The following is an 18,010-nucleotide window of genomic DNA, read 5'->3' on the forward strand; positions in this document are numbered from 1 at the left end:
ACATGAGAGCGCTTTCTGTCGCTGCAACGGGCATGGATGCCCAGCAGACCAATCTTGAAGTCATTGCGAACAATATCGCCAACATCAACACCACCGGCTACAAGCGCGCCCGCGCCGAGTTTGCCGACCTGCTCTACCAGACGGAACGCGCCGCAGGCGTGCCGAACCGGGCAAACCAGGCCATCGTGCCGGAAGGCGCCAATATCGGCCTTGGCGTGCAGACGTCCGCCGTGCGCAACATCCACACGCAGGGCCAGCTGACCCAGACCTCGAACGATCTTGATCTGGCCGTCGTCGGCCGTGGCTGGTTCCAGATCCAGTCGCCGGACGGCACCACGCTCTACAGCCGCGCCGGCGCCTTCAACACCAATGCCAATGGAGAGCTGGTGACGATCGACGGCTATTCCGTGGTTCCCAACATCACCTTTCCGGCCAATGTCACCGAAACCGTGATCAGCCGCACTGGCCAGGTCAGCGTGCGCATCGGCAATGCCTCGACCTTTACCCAGGTCGGCCAGCTGACCATCGCCAACTTCGCCAACGAAGCCGGCCTGAAGCCGCTCGGCGACAACCTGTTCCAGGAAACGGCCGCATCGGGCACCGCCACGGTGGCAGCCCCCGAAGACCCCGGTTTCGGCTATCTGAAACAGGGCTATCTGGAAGCCTCCAACGTCGATGCCGTCAAGGAAATCACCGACCTCATCTCGGCCCAGCGCGCCTATGAGATGAATTCCAAGGTGATCACCACCGCCGACGAAATGGCCTCCATCGTTTCCAAGAACCTGAAGTAACCGGACTGAAAGAGGGTGGCAGACATGATGTTCCGCCGGACACGCAGCATGAAGCATCTCGCACGGGTGGCCTTTCTCAGCCTTTGCGCAGGCACGGCCGCAACCGCTGCCCATGCCGATATGGGCGTCGCGATCGTGCCCACCCAGATCATCTATCCCGGACAGGAAATCTCTGCGTCCGCGCTGAAGGAGGTCGAGGTGACCAACCCGAATATCGCCGGCGGCTATGCCTCCTCGATCGACGAGGTCGCCGGCATGATCAGCACGCGCACGCTGCTTCCCGGGCGCACCATCCAGGTGGGCTCGCTTCGCGCGCCCTTTGCGGTCAAGCGCGGCGCCTCCGTCCGGCTGACCTTTGCCGTCGGCAACATGATGATTTCCGCCTCCGGCACGCCGCTTGAAAACGCAGCCGTCGGCGACGTGATCCACGTGCGCAATCTCGATTCCGGCGTCACCGTGTCAGGCACCGTGATGGGTGACGGCTCCGTACAGGTCATGGCAAAATGATGAAGCGTCTCCTCCTCGCCGCCGGCCTCTCCATCCTCTCCATCCTGTCCTTTGCCGATCCGGCGCTGTCGGATGCGGCACGCATCAAGGACATCGCCTCGCTGCAGGCGGGGCGCGACAACCAGCTGATCGGCTACGGCCTGATCGTCGGCCTGCAGGGCACGGGCGACGGCCTGCGGTCCTCGCCGTTTACCGAGCAGTCGATGCGCGCCATGCTGCAGAACCTCGGCATTTCCACGCAAGGCGGCCAGTCGAGCGCCAAGAATACGGCCGCCGTGATGGTGACGGCCAACCTGCCGCCTTTCGCAAGCCCCGGCAGCCGGCTCGACGTGACCGTCAGCTCGCTCGGCGATGCCACGTCGCTTCGCGGCGGCACGCTGATCATGACCTCGCTCACCGGCGCGGACGGACAGATCTATGCAGTAGCGCAGGGCTCTGTCATCGTGTCGGGCTTTTCCGCGCAAGGCCAGGCCGCCTCCGTCACCGAAGGCATCACGACGGCCGGCCGCGTGCCGAACGGCGCCATCATCGAGCGCGAACTGCCGTCGAAGTTCAAGGATGCGGTCAATCTCGTTCTGCAGCTGCGCAACCCGGATTTTTCCACTGCCGTGCGCATTGCCGATATCGTCAACAATTACGCCGCCCAGCGCTATGGCGCGCCGATTGCCGAGCCGCGCGATTCCCAGGAAGTCATCGTGCAGAAGCCGAAGACGGCCGATCTCACGCGCCTGATGGCCGAGATCGAAAACCTCGTGGTCGATACCGATACGCCGGCCAAGGTCGTCGTCAACGAGCGCACCGGCACCATTGTCATCGGTGCCGACGTGAAGGTGTCGCGCGTTGCCGTCAGCTATGGAACGCTCACCGTCCAGGTCAACGAGACGCCGCAGATCATCCAGCCGGAAGCCTTTTCCAAGGGCGTGACGGCCGTGCAGCCGCAGACGGATATCAGTGTGTCGAAGAGCGGCAGCAATGTCGCCATCCTCAACGGTCCGGACCTGCGCAGCCTGGTTGCCGGACTGAACAGCATCGGCGTCAAGCCGGACGGCATCATCGCCATCCTGCAGGGCATCAAGTCGGCCGGCGCGCTGCAGGCGGAGCTGGTGATCCAATGATCAAGGGCAAGCAGATGACGGTATCCATGTTTCCCCTCCGCGTCCGGCCGCTTGGACTTGCACCCAAGCTTCTGGCGACCTGCGCCCTGTTGCTTTTGGTTCCGCCGGTGAATGCGCAGCAGACGGCGGCGCCGCAGAATGGCGCGCAGTTTCCGACGACCACCGGCCAGGACATCGAAAAGTTCTGCACCAATATCGCCGACAGCGCCCGCGACCAGCGCTATCTCCTGCAGAAGCAGGAGCTGGACAAGCTGAAATCGGGTGTCGACGAACGCATCGTCGTCCTGGAAACCCGCAAGGCGGAATACGAGGATTGGCTGAAGCGCCGCAACGATTTCCTCGCCAGCGCCCAGGCCGGTCTGGTCGACATCTACAAGACGATGAAGGCCGATGCCGCTGCGCCGCGGCTTGAGGCGATGGAGCCGGGCGTTGCTGCCGCCATCATCATGAAACTGCCGGCGCGCCAGTCGGGCCTGATCCTCAGCGAAATGGATCCAAAGAAGGCCGGCCTGATTTCCTCCATCCTGTCCAGCGCGTCAGACCCCAATACTTCGAAGGACCGTTCATGACCAAGCGCGCACCCGCCCTGCTGGCCGTTCTCCTGCTAGCCGGCTGCCAGAGCCAGACCGTCAAGGAAATCGGCAATGCGCCGTCCATGAGCCCGATCGGCAGTGGCCTCAACTATGCCCAGACGCCGCAGATGTCGCTCTATCCCAAGCAGCCGCACCAGCGGGCAAGCGGCTATTCGCTGTGGAGCGACAGCCAGGCAGCGCTCTTCAAGGATGCGCGCGCGCTCAATGTCGGCGACATCATGACCGTCGACATCCAGATCAACGACAAGGCCGATTTCGACAATGAAACCGACCGCAGCCGCACCAACGGAACGAGCCTCAAATGGGGCGTTGCGGCCAATATTCTGGGTTTCACGCCCTCCACCGATGGCGACATGAGCAGCGATTCCGATTCGTCCAGCAAGGGCAAGGGCTCGACCAAGCGCTCCGAAAAGCTGAACCTGCTGGTGGCCGCCGTCGTCACCGGCGTTCTCGAAAACGGCAACCTGCTGATTTCCGGCTCGCAGGAAGTGCGCGTCAACCACGAGATCCGCATCCTCAACGTCGCCGGTATCGTGCGGCCGCAGGATGTCAACGCCAAGAACACCATCTCCTATGACAAGATCGCCGAGGCCCGCATTTCCTACGGTGGCCGTGGCCGCCTGATGGAAATGCAGCAGCCGCCGGTCGGCCAGCAGGTCGTCGATCTGTTCTCGCCCTTCTGAGCCGTTTCGAGGAACTGGTGGCCCCGTCAAGGCACATCGCCTGCGGGGGCACGCAAAAGGACAAAGACCATGGAAGAGGCAGTCGAAGGCGCCCCGGAGAAAAAGAAGGGCTCGATGGTGATGACCATCGCCGGCGTCGCCATCGTGACGCTGGTCGGTGCCGGCGGTGGCTGGGTGCTGGGCGGCCTCATTGCGCCGAAAGCGCCGGTGGCCGAAAAGCCCGCGGCGGCCGCAGCTGCCGCCCCGGCGGCAGGCGGCCATGGCGAGAAGAAGGACGCGGGCCTGCCGCATATCGCGACACCGGCAGCCGGCGTGGTGCAGCTCGAGCCGATCACCACCAACCTTGCTTATCCTTCCGACAGCTGGATCCGGCTGGAGGTGGCGCTTGCCTTCAACGGCCCGCCTGAACTTGCCATGGCGGAAGACATTCACCAGGATATTCTGGCCTTCATGCGCACCGTTTCGCTGCAGCAGATCGAGGGGCCGCGCGGCTTTCAATATCTTAAGGACGACATTCAGGAACGTGTTGACCTGCGTTCGCAAGGCAAAGTATCCAGAGTGATGTTTAGGACCTTCGTGATCGAATGATTCGACTGATCTCGCTGCTGATCGCCTTCTTGGCGATACCGGGCCTTGCACTGGCCCAGCAATCGCCGACCGACCTCCTGAACCTGCCGATCGACGGGTCTGCGGCTGCGTGGATCATCCGCACCTTCGGCCTCCTGACGGTGCTCTCCATCGCGCCGGGCATTCTCGTGATGGTGACGAGCTTTCCGCGCTTCATCATCGCCTTTTCGATCCTGCGCACCGGCATGGGGCTTGCCACGGCTCCCTCCAACCTCGTCCTGATCTCGATGTCGCTGTTCATGACCTTCTACGTCATGTCGCCGACCTTCGATCGGGCCTGGAGCGAGGGCGTGCAGCCGCTTCTGCAGAACCAGATCAACGAGGCGGAAGCGGTCCAGCGGATTGCCGAGCCCTTCCGCACCTTCATGAGCGCCAATACGCGCGACAAGGACCTGTCGCTCTTCGTCGATATCGCCCGCGAGCGCGGCCAGTCGGTCGGCACGGCGGACCTTATTGATTACCGCGTGCTGGTGCCGGCCTTCATGCTGTCGGAAATCCGCCGCGGCTTCGAGATCGGTTTCCTGATCGTGCTGCCCTTCCTCGTCATCGACATGGTCGTTGCCGCCATCACCATGGCTATGGGCATGATGATGCTGCCGCCCACCTCCATCTCGCTGCCCTTCAAGATCCTGTTCTTCGTGCTGATCGACGGCTGGAACCTCTTGGTCGGAAGCCTGGTGCGCTCGTTCAACTGAGCGCGCGCGGTCTTTAGCCGGTAAGCCGGGCAAGTGCCTGTCGCTGGACGTCCATCATGTTCTGCAGCAAACGGGTGGTTTCGACATGGATGTCGATCAGCGTCTGCTGCCCGGCCGCGATCTCGTCCAGATCCGCGATGGCCTTTCGCAGGGCAGGCTCCATCTCGCGGGCGTGACCGTCTTCCTGTTGTGTCATATCCTCAAAATCTCCGGTCAGGCCGCCTGGCGCGGCGGGGCAAGGACACTGCCTGCGTTATGGCGCAGGTAGAGCGAAAGGACAGCCGTCTGCTTGTCCTGCAGATAAGCGGCGAGATAATCCTGATCGCCATAGCCTGCGAGGTTCTGTTCGATCCGCCGGATGAACTCCGGGTGGAGTTCCGGCTGCAGGTTCCACGAGATCCAGTTGAGAATGTCGAGCTTGAAGGCAAGGAACCAGACGTAATGGCGTGCCCGCACGTCCGGGCGCGCGGCAAACAGCGCTTCCACCTCGTCGAGTGCCTGGAAAATGTCGAAGCGCTGGCGGGTGAAATTGTTGGAGAGTTGCGCATTGCCCGGCGCGCCCACGTGGTTGATCAGATGGCGGTTCAGGAGGCCGATCCTGCGGGCATTGAGATAGATGTGCCAGTGCGCATAGACATCGTTATGCACGCGGGTGTTTGAGAAATAGAGGCCGTTTGCCTTGTAGTGCGCGGCATCGATGATCTTGTTCCACGGATAGTTGACGGTGGTGAGGATGCGCCCGCCCTCATCGAGGCCCAGGACGCGCAAGGGCGATGCGCCGCACAGTGCGGACCAGATATTGGTATCGATCGGTTGCATCGGGTGCACGGGCGACATCGCGTCTTCCACCAGCCCGTAGCGGAAGGCGACCACATCGGCGCCCGTTTGCGCAATGGCCTCCGTTGCCGTGTCGATGGCGCCCGGCAGCAGCAGGTCGTCCGCGTCGAGAAAATAGAGATAGCGGCCACGCGACGCCTGCAGGCCGGCGGTGCGCGCAGCACCCGCGCCGCCGTTCGCCGGCTGGCGCACGAGCCGCACGCGCGGCGTGCGCATCGTCCATGCCGAGACCACGTCGGAGGTTGAGTCGGTGGAGCAATCATCGACGACAATGACCTCCAGCACGCTGTCGTTCGACAGCACCGATTGCAGCGCACGATCGAGCTTCTGGCAGGCATTGTAGGCCGGGATGATCACGCTTGTTACCGACATTCAGCCTCCGCAGATGATGGCGCTTGCTTCCAGCGGTCATTGCTAGCCTGCAAAACTTGCGCAGGGCTGTCACAGGGGCCGCCCGCCCGAAAGGCCGGGGCAAGGCTGAATGCCGATAAGGTTCGAAAGGGCCATGCGCACGCACGCGACCCTTGCGGAGAGCTTGGCAGGAGAAGCGAACATGCAGCAGCAGCAGGATCATCGGTCCGGATCGTTCGCCGCAGGCCGGATGCCGCTTGCCGAACAGCTGCGCCGGCGCGTCGAGGATGTCGCCGAGCAGCAGCAGATGCTGAGCGAGTTTCAGGTGGAAGCGGTGCGGGCGCTGCAGGTGCTGCGCCAGCAGCAGATCCAGCTTCTGGACTTGCTGCCTCACGCCTTGTCCGACCGGCCGCTGCCTCTCCCCTCCCTAGCTGCCGCAGGTCAGGCGCCGCTTCCGGCGCTCGATGGAATGAAGGTGGTGCTGGTCGGCGCCCATCCGCATGACGCAGCCATGCTGGAGGGGGTGTTTGCCGAGCCCGGCGCCTTTTGTGCCGGAACGATGGAGGATGCGCTTGCACGGGTAAAGCAGCGTTCGCCGGGGCAAAGCCTGGTCGTGCATCTCTGCGACGCCGAGGCTTGTTTGCGCCAGGCTGCCGACCTGCGCCACGCGGAAGCCATGGCGGATGGCCTCATCCATAAACTGAAGATCTTTCGCCAGCTGGGCGGCCATGTCGTATGGACTGTCGCATCTCTGCCGGGAGCAAAGGGGCCGTTTGGCGGTTTCGCTCACGAAATGGCAAAAGGGTTGATCACCAACGGCGTCGATCGCATCCATGTGCATGCCGATGCCCATCGCCTTGAGCTCGAAGCCCGGTTTCCAATGGCCGCCGGCAAGGTGGCCGTCGTCGCGCATCCCGGCCATGCGGGGCTTGTCCCCAGCCATGTGACGAGCGAAACCGCCCGTCGCAAGCTCGGCCTCGAGGCAGAGATACGGCTTGTCCTGATGCTGGCCGATGGCGTGGACGAAAGCGGGTGGCATGCGGTCACCGGCGCCGTGCGCGAGGTTGCTGCATCCGGCCTGCCGGTTCGGCTTCTGCCTGTATCGCTGAAGGCCGATGACGTCGCCCCCTCCCTGTCACCGCTTGTCATGCCGCTTGGCGAGGGCGCGCGCCACCAATGGCTGCTGAAGGCCGCCGACGCAATTCTCATTCCTCCGCGCGAGACATTCTCCTCCGCCGATCTGGCGCTGGCTGCAAGTTTCGCCACAGTGGTTCTGGCCCCGCAAGGTCATGCTCCCGCAGAGATGTCGGGGCTTGCCTATGATGCCCGAACGCCGCAAGGGCTGCGGGATGCGCTTTGCGCCTTCGTGGCCGGCGCAGGGGCAGCGTCTGGCCCTGTTGCCCCTGACGCCAGCGCCGGCTGGACACGGCTCGCCGCCACCCTCTACCGCTTCTGACCACCCCTTTCCGATCGTCGTGCCGTCACCGCTTTGCCTTTGAGGGGCGCGGTGTGCGGGCGCCTGATCGTCTGAGGCGCGCCGTTTGACGAGCCACCCGCGGACAAACGAAAGAGGGGGATGGCAAGGCTGCCATCCCCCTCTTTTATGTCAGACAATCGTTGCGTGTCAGCGCTGAGCCATTAGCTCCGCCTGCCGGATCGCATCGAGGAAGCTCATGTCTTCGGCCTCGTCCTGCGCATAGACGAAGAAATCGGCTTCCGTCTGTAGCTTGAACTTGTAGGGGTTCTCGATGACCTTCTTCAATGTCCATTGCGGGTAGCGGCGGTCGATGAAATCGGTAAACTTGCGGTGGCGCACATGGCTTGCCCCCCGCTTGTCGGCCGCACCGAAATTGGACGCATAGATCACCACATAGCGGCTGGACAGGGTAAACAGCCGGTCCAGATAGGCCTCGAACACCCGGTCGTCGACCAGATGGTAGAGGACATCGAGCGAGAGCGCGCAATCGTAATTGTCTTCGTGCAATTCCCAGTCGAGCGACGGATCATCCATCCAGATGAAATCATAGCCGGGCTTTGAGGCATACATCCCCTTGGTGCGCTCGATGGCGGTGCGCGACACGTCAAAACCGGTATAGAGCGGGAAATCGAAATATTGCAGCTGGTTGCCGTCGCCGGAGCCCATTTCCGCAATGGATTTCAGCTTGCGCTGACGGGTGAAGAAGTTGAGCACCACCGCCTTGTAGCGGGCCAGGATGTCATAGGAGCCGGGCCCGGAATTGCCGCCGCTGCGATACCGTTCCTCCCAGTAACGGGAGGAATCGAACACCAGAGGTGCTTGCGCGGGCTGCTGGGCGGGCCGTGGCGTTTCCACGACCGGCGCCGTGATCGCAAGCGGTACATGCTGCACCGGCTTTGCCGCAACTGGTGCCGGCACGCCTGCATCCGGTCCGATAAGGTAAGGAGACACTGACGTTTCCCAGGGCTGCTGCGGCGCAAGCGGCACGCTTTCCACCACCTGAACCGGCGGCGACAGGATCGCATCCAGTTCCTGCAGCTGCTTGGACAGCGGAAACTTCTCCGTCACGTAATCGATCCACTGATGCGTCTTGCCGCTGCGGATCAGCTGTACGGCCTCGGCAATCGACGAGAAGCGGATTGCGTCCGGCCAGAACTCCTCGGCGCCGGGATAATCGTGTACCACCGGCAGCGCGCCGACCGCCATGGCTTCCGCGATATTGTAGCCGAAGCTTTCATGGATCGAGGTGGAGAGGATCACGCCCTTGTCGGCCAGAAAGGCGGGCATGTTCTGCTGCCAGCCGTAAAAATGCACGTGCTGCGTCAGGCCCAGCTTTTCGGTGGTGCGCTTGAGATAGGGCATCGTGACGAATTCCTCCTGCGCGCCGGCCACATGCAGTGTGTAGGAGGGATCGGCCTTTACCAGTTCATGCATGATCTGCAGGAACATCGGCTGGTTCTTGCGCAGGAAGGGTTTTGCCACCCAGGCGATCTTGGTGCGGTCCAGCGTGGCGATCGGCTTGAACTTGTCAAGGTTCAGGCCGTTCCACAGAACATGGGTGCGCGTCTTCGTTTCAAGCGTCGGCACGCGGTTCTTCAGAACGCGCAGCATGTCGTGCGAGACGAGGATCAGGTCGTCGATATAGTCGAAGCGCAGCCGCTGCGGGAAGGACGATTCGACGATTTCGAACCGGTGCCAGCGCACGATCACCCGCTTGCCCATGGCGCGAATGTTCTGGTTCAGCGCCTGCAGGAAAAGCTCGTTGCAGAATTCGAACCACACGACATCCGCCCATTGCACGACCTTGTCGATGTCCTGCATGTTGCGGGGGCTCACGGCCATGATCTCGTAGGTATCTGACAGGTGTCGGGCAATATCGCCGATGAAGCTGTCGACCTCGATCAGAATGCCCAATTTCTTTTTCTGGATCATGAAGCGTCCACTATCGGTGCGGTTGGAGAAATCGTGTCTGGAGACGGTGGCGGCTGGCCTTGGGGCCAGGGCAGCACGGTCCGTTATCTCAACCGGTTCTAGGGTTTCTAGCTTTCGCCAGGCTGGAGAGCAGGCGGCAGGGGCGGGCCGTTGGGGGCCTGCCCCTGCTTGTATCCCTGCCAGCCTGGCACAAGCTGGAGGGGCTATGCCGGGCCGATGTTGGTGGAGCTTTGATCGCCCGGAAGGGCCGCTCCACGGATCCCTGCCGTAATCCCGGAGACTTGCCGTGACATTTCAACCGCGCCCGCAGACCGATGACACGCTTTATCTGATCGGTGCCCATGGCGAGACCGCGACGCCGGGCGCCTCGCTGCTTGAAAAGGCCGGCGCGGCACCCTCCGCCGGGCCTGTCGAAGCTGCAGCACCCGCCGAGACACGCCCGCTGGTGCGTACCTTCGATGTGTTCGACACCCTGATTGCCAGGCGCTGCATCGAGCCCGCCGGCATTTTTGCGCTCATCGAGGAACGCTCCGGCCTCAAGGGCTTTGCGGCCGCGCGCCGCAAGGCGGAGGCTAATGTGCTGGCAGGCCCGCACGATCTCGACGTCATTTACGCCGAACTGGCGAACCTTCTTTCCGTCGAACCGCTCAAGCTTGCCGCCGTCAAGGCGCTGGAAGTGGATGTCGAGAAAGAGCAGGTGATCCCGATTGCCGAAAACATGGCGCGCGTGCGCCATGGCGACGTGCTGATCTCCGACATGTATCTGGGCGCAACCCATATCCGCAGCCTGCTCGATCGCGCCGGTCTGTCCGCCCGGGTTGGGCTGGTAGTCAGCAATGACGGCAAGAAGACCGGCCGGATCTGGCCGCAGATTGCGCAAAACCTGCGGGTCGAGGAGCATCTCGGCGACAACGAACATTCCGATGTGAAGATGCCGGCCTCCTTCCAGATCGCCGCCCGGCTGACGCGGCTCGACAAGCCGACGGCGATCGAAGGCGTGCTGATCAATCTCGGCCTGCGCCAGCTTGCTGAACTCTGCCGCGAAGCGCGCCTGCGCACCTGGTCCGACGACAAGTCCATCCGGATGGTCCAGATGATCCAGGCCAATCTCAATTTTCCGCTGATGCTGATGGCGAGCATCGAGCTTGCCAATCTCGTGCGCCAGCGCGGCTGCCGGCGGGTGCTGTTTTCCAGCCGCGATTGCGACATGTGGGTGCCTCTCTTCGAAGAGGTCGCACGCCGCATGGGCGTCACCTGCAAGGCGGAGTATTTCTACACGAGCCGGCTTGCCAAGATGCAGCCCTCGGAAAGCTATCTCGCTTATGCGCGCGACCGCATCGGCGAGGACAGCATCGTCGTCGATCTCTGCGGCACCGGCTGGTCGCTGTCGCATCTCGCCGAGCGCCTGGGTCTATCGAAGGTGCCGGTCTTTTTCCTGCACAAGCTTCCGTCGGCAAAGGCTTACGAAGAACTGTCGCAGACGCCGGATGCCTGCGTCTTCCACGCGCTGATCCGGGCGGACGCGCCGGACGTGTTCAACACGATCCTGGAAATGTCGAATTATTCCGACCACGGCATGGTGCGCGATGTGCGCATGATCGACGGCTTTGCCGTGCCGGTGCTTGCCGAGGACGAGCGCGGGCCGCGCGACCATGCAGCCGTCAAGGCGCAGAAGGAGACCTTTGCGCTCGCCGTCTCGCTGATGGAGAATTTCGATCTCAATCATGTGCTGCAGCTCGATCAGGCCTCCATTTCGGCGGTGGCGCTGGCGCTCTACCAGAGCCTGTCGCGCCAGCAATCCCTGCGGGACCTCTACGGCAAGGGCCACATGGACGAGGAAGTGCGCGTGCGCGCCCAGATCGGCTGCAACTGAATGTCAGACGCTCATTACAAGGAGAAACGGCCGATGGAACTGGTGGAACTCGCCGATCATTTCCAGACCGACAAGGGAACGCGCACGGGGCATGCGCACAATTACGCGGTCTTCTATTCCTTCCTGTTCGAAAGCTTTCGCCACGAGGCCTTTTCCATGCTGGAAATCGGCCTGCAGCGCGGTGGCGTCGAAGCCGGTGCCTCGAAGGATCGCGTCGGTTCCGACGTGCCGTCGATCCGCACCTGGCTCGATTATTTCCCGAAAGCCGAGATTTTCGGCTTCGACCTCTCCGACTTCAGCCATATCCATCTCGACCGTTTCCGCTTCTTCCGGGGGGATCTCGGCCATGGCGAGGATCTCGACCGGCTTGCCGGGAACCTGCCGGACCTCAAGCTGCTGATCGACGACGGTTCGCATGCCTCCTTTCACCAGCAGTTCGCCTTCCTGAAGCTGTTCCACAAGGTCAAGCCCGGCGGCTTTTACGTCATCGAGGATTTCCACTGGCAGCCGCCCTTCGAGACGGATCTGCCGCCGTGCCACAAAAGCGCGAAGGTATTCGAGGATTTTGTCGAGACCGGCCGTTTCGACATTCCCTTTGCCCATCCCGATTACCTTGCCGCCGTCGCGAGCCAGATCCAGCATGTCTTCATCCACCGCAACAATCGCGGCGGCATCGACAGCTGGCAGACGAAGATGGTTGCGATCCAGAAGAAGGCCTGAGCCTTGGGAGCCCCTGCGATGATGAACGGATTGTCCTATAGCGTCGTCACCGGCTGGTATGCCGACCACAAGACCCGCACCTATGCCACGCGCGGCGACGAATTCGTCCGCTCGGCGGAATGCTTTGACCTCTGGTACCACTGCATAAAGGCGTTTACCGCGCCGGAAAGCATCCTGATCATTGATTCCGCCTCGCCCGTCATGCCCGCCATTCCAGATGATCCGCGCATCAGCATCATGCGGCTCAAGCAAAATTTCGGCCATGCGGTGCAGGGGGTGAGCCATCTCAGCGGCTGGTCGAAGGCGCTTCTGTCCGGCCTGATGTATGGCTTTGCCAATGGCTCGGACTATACGGTGCTCATCGAGCAGGGATCGCTGTTTTATGGCCGCGATATCATCGAGCGGCAGATCGCAGCCTTTCCGGATGCCGATATCATCGCGCCGGACGGGCGCGGCACGCCCCAGCCGCTGCAGACCGGCATCATGATCTTTCGCAGCGCGATCATTCCCGATTTCATCGCCGCCTATTGCCGGATTGCCGCCGGCGACAAGTCGCTGAGCCCGGAGGTGAAGTGCGCGGTTGCCGCGCGCGGCATGAACCTTGTCCTTTCGCCCTTGCCCCACGGCCGTCGCCGGCCGCTCGACATGAGCGCCGAACACTTCTTCTTCCGCCACGGCACGACGGAGGAAATCCGCGCCTTCACCCGCCATCTCGGCTTCGGCGGCCATCTGGTCGACAGCGTGCTTTTGCGCGAGGCGAGCTGACAAGCCGGGCAGCAATTGTCTGACCATCGCGTCAAAACATCAAAGGGGCGGCACATCGGGCCGCCCCTTTGATGTTTCCGTGTCTCGTTTTGAGGAGAATGCCTGCCTTGAGGATGGACCCGGAGCCTTCGGCCCCGGGCCTGTCCCGACCGTTCAGAGCACGCCCGGGATGGGGCTCAGCCGGAAGCCGTAGGTGGCAAAGACGGCCTGCTGTTCGGCAAGGGCGACGCCGAGATTGTAGTTTGTGGCGATCGGGCGGGTATGCTTGACGCCGAACTGGTCGAGGATTGCCATGCGGCTTTCCGGGCGTCCGAGGAAGCTCGGCCAGAGATGATCGAGACCGTAGCCGCTTTCGGAATCGCGGAAGCTTTCGATGCAGATCTTCAGCGCCCGGCGGGAAAACAGCGGGCACATGATCTCGATGAAGGGCTCGTGGCGCACGCCGCCGCCGGGCTTCTGGAAGGTGATCGGATGGGTGGGGTGGCTTCCTTCGCCGGTCGACAGCGCCGGCTGGCACAGGTCCAGCTCGTGCCGGCGGCTGAGATGGAACATGCGATTGATGTCCTCGCCGCTGATCAGCAGGTCGTCGTCCGGCAGCCATATGCGGTCATAGCCCCAGAGCGGGCTGTCCTCGTAGAACAGATCGTAGATCAGCTTGAACTTCCGCTTCTGCGGCAGATGCGCGAGATACTCGACGGCAGCCGGCAGGAAGGGACGCTCGGTGCCGTAGTAACCGACGCAGATATCCCAGTTGCGCTTGTTGTCGGCGATGCCTTCCTGCCACTGGCCGTGCAGCGAGCCCGAGCCTGCGGGCACGACCACGAGGTTCGGCCGGCGGGGCTTCGGGGCTGCGACCAGGAACTGCGCCCGGCGCGGCATGCCCTTCGGCGTGGCGTTGATCGGGTGCTGCGGATGCTCCGTTGCCGTCAGGATGAACAGCGCATTGGTGTTGCCGATGGTGCCGCGCCCGCCAAGCGCCACGATCCGGCCGTCCTCGGTCTGGGCGGCGGTAAAGATGGCCGACGGTTGCCCATCCGCGTTGACGAAGCACAGATGGCCATCGAAGACGTGCCAGTATTCCACCGCCGGATCGAAGAAATTGCCGACGCGGCCTTCCGGCGCCAGCACCAGGAAGGGGCTGATATCGCCGGTGTCGAGGCTGCTCAGGCGCCAGAAGCTGCCGGTCAGTCCCTCTTCGGAAAAAGCGGGCGCCTTGCCCCAGTTGTCGGATGCCGAAGCGGTGGCGAGCGGGCCGGCGGCTATGGTCATGGTGTCTCCTTCTAGCCCGGCCGTGCCGCCGTGGCGTGTTGTACGGGAGAACCGGTATCCGGGCGCCGTGCCCGGAAGATGCCGGCCCTGCCTTGAGGCTGTTCCAGCCCTGCCGCCCCCAATCATCCCTGGAAGAGGTCACGGATGGCATGCGGCACGAGAGGCCGCAGATCAGAAGACGATCCTGCGCCTTCAAGCTTGCCCAGGGCTGGACCGGTCAGGGTATCGGCGAATGCCGGCGCATCATCAGCCTCGCGAAAGCAACGGGGCGTAAGGGCTGGTGCTCAGAATACCGTGCCGAGACGTCCGCCACGGTTACGAGGAGATGTTCATGCTCAAGCACAACCCGCTTCTGTCGATCTGCGTTCCCACCTACAACCGCCGGCCGATGCTGGAACGCAATGTCAAATTCCACCTGGAGGCCTTTCGCCGGATGGGCATTCCGTTCGAAATGGTTATCGTCGATGACCGCTCCACCGACGGGACGAACGAATATCTGGAACAGCTTGCCGGCATCCCGGAAATTTCCCACCACCGGCGGGTGAAGAATTCCGGCTTCCTCAGCAACTATGCCTTCGCCATGCAGCGGGCGCGCGGAAAATACGCGCTGTTCCTCGGCGATGACGACCTGCTGATCCCGGAAAAGGTGGCCGAATATCTCGCCATGCTGGAGGCCGATCCGGCGCTAGGCATGATCCAGGCGCCGTGGATGCTGGTCAACGAAAAGACCGGCGGCACCGACATGCAGCCCTTCTATTACATTCCAGGCCCGACGCGCTTCGCCAAGGACCAGCACCAGCAGATGCTGGATTTCCTGTTGACGCATCATGTCTTCCCGGAATTCCTCATCATCCGCCGCGAGATCCTTGACCAGACGATCTCGAGCCTGGCGCCCTTCATCTTCTGGGCCTTCCTTTTTACGACGCGCGCGCTCGGCAAGGCGGACGTGCTGTTCCTGCCGGCGCCCTTTGCGCGCGTGACGGGGGTTGCCGCCGATGGTGACGTGCAGCAGGGCAAGAAGGAATGCATGTTCCAGTGGGATACCTATCTCGGCGGGCTCGAATATCTCGCCTCCCATGCCAAGATCTCCAGCCGCCTCAGCAATGCCGAACGCCTGAACTTCCACGAGCGCTTCGTGCAGTTCATGCTGGTGCGCAAATCGGTGGCGCTGCGCCTGCACATGGTGTTCCGCAACTGGCCGGAAGCCTACATCATGTATCACCGCATGTCGGCCTATCATCCGTCGCCGGCCACGAAGGAGGCCTATGACCAGATCTGCACGCTGGCGGCGATCGTCACGGCACTGACGGAAGCCTCCGGCTACAGCGGCGGGCCCGTCGTGGTCGATCCGATCATCACCAACGAGGCGCTGCAGATGATCCCCGACGCGCTGAAGCCGAACATCGTGCGCCAGCCGTCGCCAAGCCATCAGGGCCCGCAATCCTGGCTGGTGATGCAGCCGGAATTTGCAGCCCAGGCGCCGGCCGGTGACGGCGTGTTCGAGCTGCGCCACTACATGGCGCAGTTTGCCTGACATTTTTGGGGCCGCAGCCAGGCGGTCCTCTTCTCCCAGGACATGACACATGGCATCGCCCGCCGGCGGTGCCTTTTTTTTGGGCCCGACGGTTCCTTGCCTGTCAAAACGGATGAGGGAGCCGCAACGAAAAAAGCTCCCCGGCGCAGGCCGGAGAGCTTTACAAGGAGGGAAGGGCGGTGGCAGGCCCACCCGGTTACAGTCTCATGCCCCCTCGATGAGGAAAGGTGCGGTGCGGGGCGGAAGGGCCGGCACGTCCAGATGGTCCGGCGCAAGCTTCTGGCGGGCGCGATCGGCCATCATCTCATAGGCGGTTTCGAGGTGACGGCAGAAGCGTTCGGCATCGAAGAGCGGCTTCACCAGCCGGTTCTCCTCCAGCCGTGCCCGCAGTGCCTTCACCTCCTGCGGGTTTTCGTAAAGCTCCACGGCGCGCTTCAGGTAATCGGCCTCATCCTTGGCGATCAGTTCCGGCACGCCGATGGCGTTGAGCAGGCTTTCCGAGACGCGCGAGGCAAAGTGCTGGCCCTTCATCGTCAGCACCGGAAGGCCGGCCCACAGCTGCTCGGAGGTGGTGGTGTGGCCGTTATAGGGATAGGTGTCGAGGCCGACATCGGCGAGCGACAGGCGCGCCAGATGCTCCTCGTAGGAAACGACCTTGGTGAAGACGATGCGCCTGGTCTCGATCCCGGCCGTCGTCAGCTTGCGCAGGATGTTGTCGCGGCTGTCGTTCGACTTGCACATGATCCACAGCACGCTCTTCGGCGTCGCCTTGAGCAGCTTGATCCACAGGTTGATATTGGCAAGCGAGATCTTGCGCGTCGCGTTGAACGAGCCGAAGACGAAGGCATCGTCCGGCAGATTGGCATCGGCGCGGGTAAACAGGTCGCGGCGCGGCCGCTCATAGGGGTCGTTCGGCTGGTAGGTTTCCGGCAGGCGGCAGAACTTTTCCCAGTAATGCGGCTTGGAGGCATCCGGCAGCACGTAATGGTCGCCGATGATGTAGTCGAGGTCGATATTGACCGTCGTGCCGGGAAAGCCGAGCCAGGCGACCTGCACCGGCGCTGCCTTGAAGTTGAGGATGCCCGGCCGGCCGCCGCGGGTGTGGCCCTTCATCTCGACGAGGATATCGATATTGTGGTCGCGGATGACCTGGGCGGTCGCCGGATAGCTCAGGTCCCGCACATTGACGATGCGGCCCCAGTTTTCGCGGCCGGTGTCGTGCTCCAGGTGCATGGGGTCGGTGTAGCAGAACAGCGTCACCTCGAAGCGGTCTGGATCATGGGCGGCAAGAACGGCGCGAAACAGCTTCATCGTCGCATGCTGGCTCCAGAAGTCCGACGACAGGTAGCCGATGCGGATCTTCTGGCCCCAGATGTGGGGCATGGTCAGCCGCTCCTGCGGGTGGCTTGCCGGAAAGGCGTCCGCCTTGTGGCTGACGAGCTTGTTCATCGCCTCGTCGGTCAGCCAATGCAGGTTGTAGAAGGGCGTCTCCACGCCCAGAAGCCGGCGATCATTGCTGGCGATGCGCTCCAGCCGCGGCTGCAGGCGCTCCATCTCGACATAGTTGTTGACCTCGCGCTGCGCCACCAGATGCGCCATGATCAGGATCAGGCTGTTGGGCATGCGCGACAGGAGATTGGCGACCGACTCGCGGTCGCGGTCGTTTTCCGGCGTCCCGGTCAGAAGCAGGAAGGCGAGGCTGTTGTGCTGCGAATTCTCGCTCATCGACAGGGCCGGCAGGAAGACCCGCACCATGTCCTTTTCGCCGCGCTTCATGAACAGCGAGGTGATGATGAAGGCAAGCTCCGGGTCCTTCTGGGCACGCTGCAGGAGCGGGCGACCAAGGCTCAAGGCAAGGTCGTCGTGGCCGAGATCGAAATAGATTTTCATGGCCTCGGCATAATGGTCCTCGGCGCGCGAGCCACCGAGTTCTGCGGCCAGCACATAGGTGCGCGCGGCGTCCTCGCGAAAGCCGAGCGCGACAAGCGTGCGGGCCAGAAGCGAATAGGTCTTGGCATCCTTGGAGTGGTCCAGAAGCTTGTTCAGCGAGGTCAGCGCCTCGGTGAAGTGGCCACGGTGAAAGCTCTTGGAAGCATCGGAAAACAGGGTCTGCGGGCTCAACATCCAGGCTCCGGATTGGGTTGCCGATCATTGATCGCGGACGCGAAGGATCCACGCTCGGTTTACCGTTCCTAAAGAGCCAAGCTTGCCTGAAACCGGTGGGGCTCACAGTTGACGAAT

17 protein-coding genes are annotated in these 18,010 nt (G+C 62.8%); 12 read left to right on the forward strand and 5 right to left on the reverse strand.

Annotated features, from left to right (window positions below):
* The first annotated feature begins 2 nt into the window (after positions 1–2).
* The 7 genes from flgG to fliP all read left to right on the forward strand — a co-directional run bounded on the left by flgG (position 3) and on the right by fliP (position 5,011).
* Positions 3–791, forward strand: a complete 789-nt coding sequence (gene flgG / locus ACEXP3_RS17625; protein ID WP_377298436.1) for a flagellar basal-body rod protein FlgG — start codon at positions 3–5, stop codon at positions 789–791.
* 24 nt (positions 792–815) lie between these two features.
* Positions 816–1,298: a flagellar basal body P-ring formation chaperone FlgA gene (flgA, locus tag ACEXP3_RS17630; protein ID WP_377298437.1), complete on the forward strand. Its 483-nt coding sequence runs from the start codon at positions 816–818 to the stop codon at positions 1,296–1,298.
* Positions 1,298–2,413, forward strand: coding sequence for a flagellar basal body P-ring protein FlgI (locus ACEXP3_RS17635; RefSeq protein WP_377298526.1), 1,116 nt, complete (start codon positions 1,298–1,300; stop codon positions 2,411–2,413). Before flgA ends, ACEXP3_RS17635 begins: the two co-directional genes overlap by 1 nt.
* 14 nt (positions 2,414–2,427) lie before the next feature.
* Positions 2,428–2,982 carry a MotE family protein gene (locus ACEXP3_RS17640; RefSeq protein ID WP_377298438.1) on the forward strand — a complete coding sequence of 185 codons (555 nt, stop codon included), beginning with the start codon at positions 2,428–2,430 and terminating at the stop codon, positions 2,980–2,982.
* The gene (flgH, locus tag ACEXP3_RS17645; RefSeq protein ID WP_210103574.1) at positions 2,979–3,689 is read left to right on the forward strand and encodes a flagellar basal body L-ring protein FlgH; all 711 of its coding nucleotides are present in this window, start codon (positions 2,979–2,981) and stop codon (positions 3,687–3,689) included. Before ACEXP3_RS17640 ends, flgH begins: the two co-directional genes overlap by 4 nt.
* 69 nt (positions 3,690–3,758) lie before the next feature.
* The gene (locus tag ACEXP3_RS17650) at positions 3,759–4,277 is read left to right on the forward strand and encodes a flagellar basal body-associated FliL family protein (protein ID WP_210103573.1); all 519 of its coding nucleotides are present in this window, start codon (positions 3,759–3,761) and stop codon (positions 4,275–4,277) included.
* Positions 4,274–5,011, forward strand: a complete 738-nt coding sequence (gene fliP / locus ACEXP3_RS17655) for a flagellar type III secretion system pore protein FliP (protein WP_210103572.1) — start codon at positions 4,274–4,276, stop codon at positions 5,009–5,011. The genes ACEXP3_RS17650 and fliP overlap by 4 nt, the downstream gene beginning before the upstream one ends.
* Before the next feature lie 13 nt (positions 5,012–5,024).
* On the opposite strand, the gene ACEXP3_RS17660 is transcribed toward fliP, so the two are convergent.
* Both ACEXP3_RS17660 and ACEXP3_RS17665 read right to left on the reverse strand, forming a co-directional pair.
* On the reverse strand, positions 5,025–5,207 hold the full coding sequence (locus tag ACEXP3_RS17660; protein WP_377298439.1) for a hypothetical protein: 183 nt from the start codon (positions 5,205–5,207) through the stop codon (positions 5,025–5,027).
* 17 nt (positions 5,208–5,224) lie between these two features.
* Positions 5,225–6,220 carry a glycosyltransferase family 2 protein gene (locus tag ACEXP3_RS17665; protein WP_377298440.1) on the reverse strand — a complete coding sequence of 332 codons (996 nt, stop codon included), beginning with the start codon at positions 6,218–6,220 and terminating at the stop codon, positions 5,225–5,227.
* Between the two features lie 181 nt (positions 6,221–6,401).
* Here ACEXP3_RS17665 and ACEXP3_RS17670 point away from each other — a divergent pair, with 181 nt between their 5' ends.
* Positions 6,402–7,655: a hypothetical protein gene (locus tag ACEXP3_RS17670; RefSeq protein WP_377298441.1), complete on the forward strand. Its 1,254-nt coding sequence runs from the start codon at positions 6,402–6,404 to the stop codon at positions 7,653–7,655.
* 168 nt (positions 7,656–7,823) lie between these two features.
* On the opposite strand, the gene ACEXP3_RS17675 is transcribed toward ACEXP3_RS17670, so the two are convergent.
* Entirely contained in the window at positions 7,824–9,608 is a 1,785-nt protein-coding gene (locus ACEXP3_RS17675) for a glycosyltransferase (RefSeq protein ID WP_377298442.1), read from the reverse strand.
* Positions 9,609–9,894: 286 nt separating this feature from the next.
* On the opposite strand from ACEXP3_RS17675, the gene ACEXP3_RS17680 reads away from it, so the two are divergent.
* From ACEXP3_RS17680 to ACEXP3_RS17690, 3 genes are read left to right on the forward strand one after another with little or no spacing between them, the layout of a single operon-like run.
* A complete protein-coding gene (locus ACEXP3_RS17680) occupies positions 9,895–11,481 on the forward strand; it encodes a hypothetical protein (protein ID WP_377298443.1) in 1,587 nt (528 codons plus the stop codon).
* Entirely contained in the window at positions 11,482–12,201 is a 720-nt protein-coding gene (locus tag ACEXP3_RS17685) for a hypothetical protein (RefSeq protein WP_377298444.1), read from the forward strand. It abuts the gene before it with no gap.
* Positions 12,202–12,219: 18 nt separating this feature from the next.
* On the forward strand, positions 12,220–12,966 hold the full coding sequence (locus tag ACEXP3_RS17690; protein ID WP_377298445.1) for a hypothetical protein: 747 nt from the start codon (positions 12,220–12,222) through the stop codon (positions 12,964–12,966).
* A gap of 153 nt (positions 12,967–13,119) precedes the next feature.
* Here the strand turns inward: ACEXP3_RS17690 and ACEXP3_RS17695 are convergent, their stop codons facing one another.
* Complete coding sequence (locus ACEXP3_RS17695; protein ID WP_377298446.1) at positions 13,120–14,235, reverse strand: DUF707 domain-containing protein; 1,116 nt, start codon at positions 14,233–14,235, stop codon at positions 13,120–13,122.
* A gap of 331 nt (positions 14,236–14,566) precedes the next feature.
* Here ACEXP3_RS17695 and ACEXP3_RS17700 point away from each other — a divergent pair, with 331 nt between their 5' ends.
* Positions 14,567–15,769 carry a glycosyltransferase family 2 protein gene (locus tag ACEXP3_RS17700; protein WP_210103563.1) on the forward strand — a complete coding sequence of 401 codons (1,203 nt, stop codon included), beginning with the start codon at positions 14,567–14,569 and terminating at the stop codon, positions 15,767–15,769.
* Between the two features lie 204 nt (positions 15,770–15,973).
* Here ACEXP3_RS17700 and ACEXP3_RS17705 read toward each other — a convergent pair whose 3' ends face one another.
* Positions 15,974–17,893, reverse strand: a complete 1,920-nt coding sequence (locus ACEXP3_RS17705; RefSeq protein ID WP_377298447.1) for an O-linked N-acetylglucosamine transferase, SPINDLY family protein — start codon at positions 17,891–17,893, stop codon at positions 15,974–15,976.
* Positions 17,894–18,010: the final 117 nt, after the last annotated feature.

This window comes from Neorhizobium fuzhouense, from assembly GCF_042611105.1.
In the GTDB taxonomy this organism is placed as follows: Bacteria; Pseudomonadota; Alphaproteobacteria; order Rhizobiales; family Rhizobiaceae; genus Neorhizobium; species Neorhizobium galegae_A.

Coding starts and splice junctions, on each gene's coding strand:
- flgG (WP_377298436.1), top strand. CDS start 3: ATGAGAGCGCTTTCTGTCGCTGCAACGGGCATGGATGCCCAGCAGACC.
- flgA (WP_377298437.1), top strand. CDS start 816: ATGATGTTCCGCCGGACACGCAGCATGAAGCATCTCGCACGGGTGGCC.
- ACEXP3_RS17635 (WP_377298526.1), top strand. CDS start 1,298: ATGAAGCGTCTCCTCCTCGCCGCCGGCCTCTCCATCCTCTCCATCCTG.
- ACEXP3_RS17640 (WP_377298438.1), top strand. CDS start 2,428: ATGACGGTATCCATGTTTCCCCTCCGCGTCCGGCCGCTTGGACTTGCA.
- flgH (WP_210103574.1), top strand. CDS start 2,979: ATGACCAAGCGCGCACCCGCCCTGCTGGCCGTTCTCCTGCTAGCCGGC.
- ACEXP3_RS17650 (WP_210103573.1), top strand. CDS start 3,759: ATGGAAGAGGCAGTCGAAGGCGCCCCGGAGAAAAAGAAGGGCTCGATG.
- fliP (WP_210103572.1), top strand. CDS start 4,274: ATGATTCGACTGATCTCGCTGCTGATCGCCTTCTTGGCGATACCGGGC.
- ACEXP3_RS17660 (WP_377298439.1), bottom strand. CDS start 5,207: ATGACACAACAGGAAGACGGTCACGCCCGCGAGATGGAGCCTGCCCTG.
- ACEXP3_RS17665 (WP_377298440.1), bottom strand. CDS start 6,220: ATGTCGGTAACAAGCGTGATCATCCCGGCCTACAATGCCTGCCAGAAG.
- ACEXP3_RS17670 (WP_377298441.1), top strand. CDS start 6,402: ATGCAGCAGCAGCAGGATCATCGGTCCGGATCGTTCGCCGCAGGCCGG.
- ACEXP3_RS17675 (WP_377298442.1), bottom strand. CDS start 9,608: ATGATCCAGAAAAAGAAATTGGGCATTCTGATCGAGGTCGACAGCTTC.
- ACEXP3_RS17685 (WP_377298444.1), top strand. CDS start 11,482: ATGTCAGACGCTCATTACAAGGAGAAACGGCCGATGGAACTGGTGGAA.
- ACEXP3_RS17690 (WP_377298445.1), top strand. CDS start 12,220: ATGATGAACGGATTGTCCTATAGCGTCGTCACCGGCTGGTATGCCGAC.
- ACEXP3_RS17695 (WP_377298446.1), bottom strand. CDS start 14,235: ATGACCATAGCCGCCGGCCCGCTCGCCACCGCTTCGGCATCCGACAAC.
- ACEXP3_RS17700 (WP_210103563.1), top strand. CDS start 14,567: ATGCTCAAGCACAACCCGCTTCTGTCGATCTGCGTTCCCACCTACAAC.
- ACEXP3_RS17705 (WP_377298447.1), bottom strand. CDS start 17,893: ATGTTGAGCCCGCAGACCCTGTTTTCCGATGCTTCCAAGAGCTTTCAC.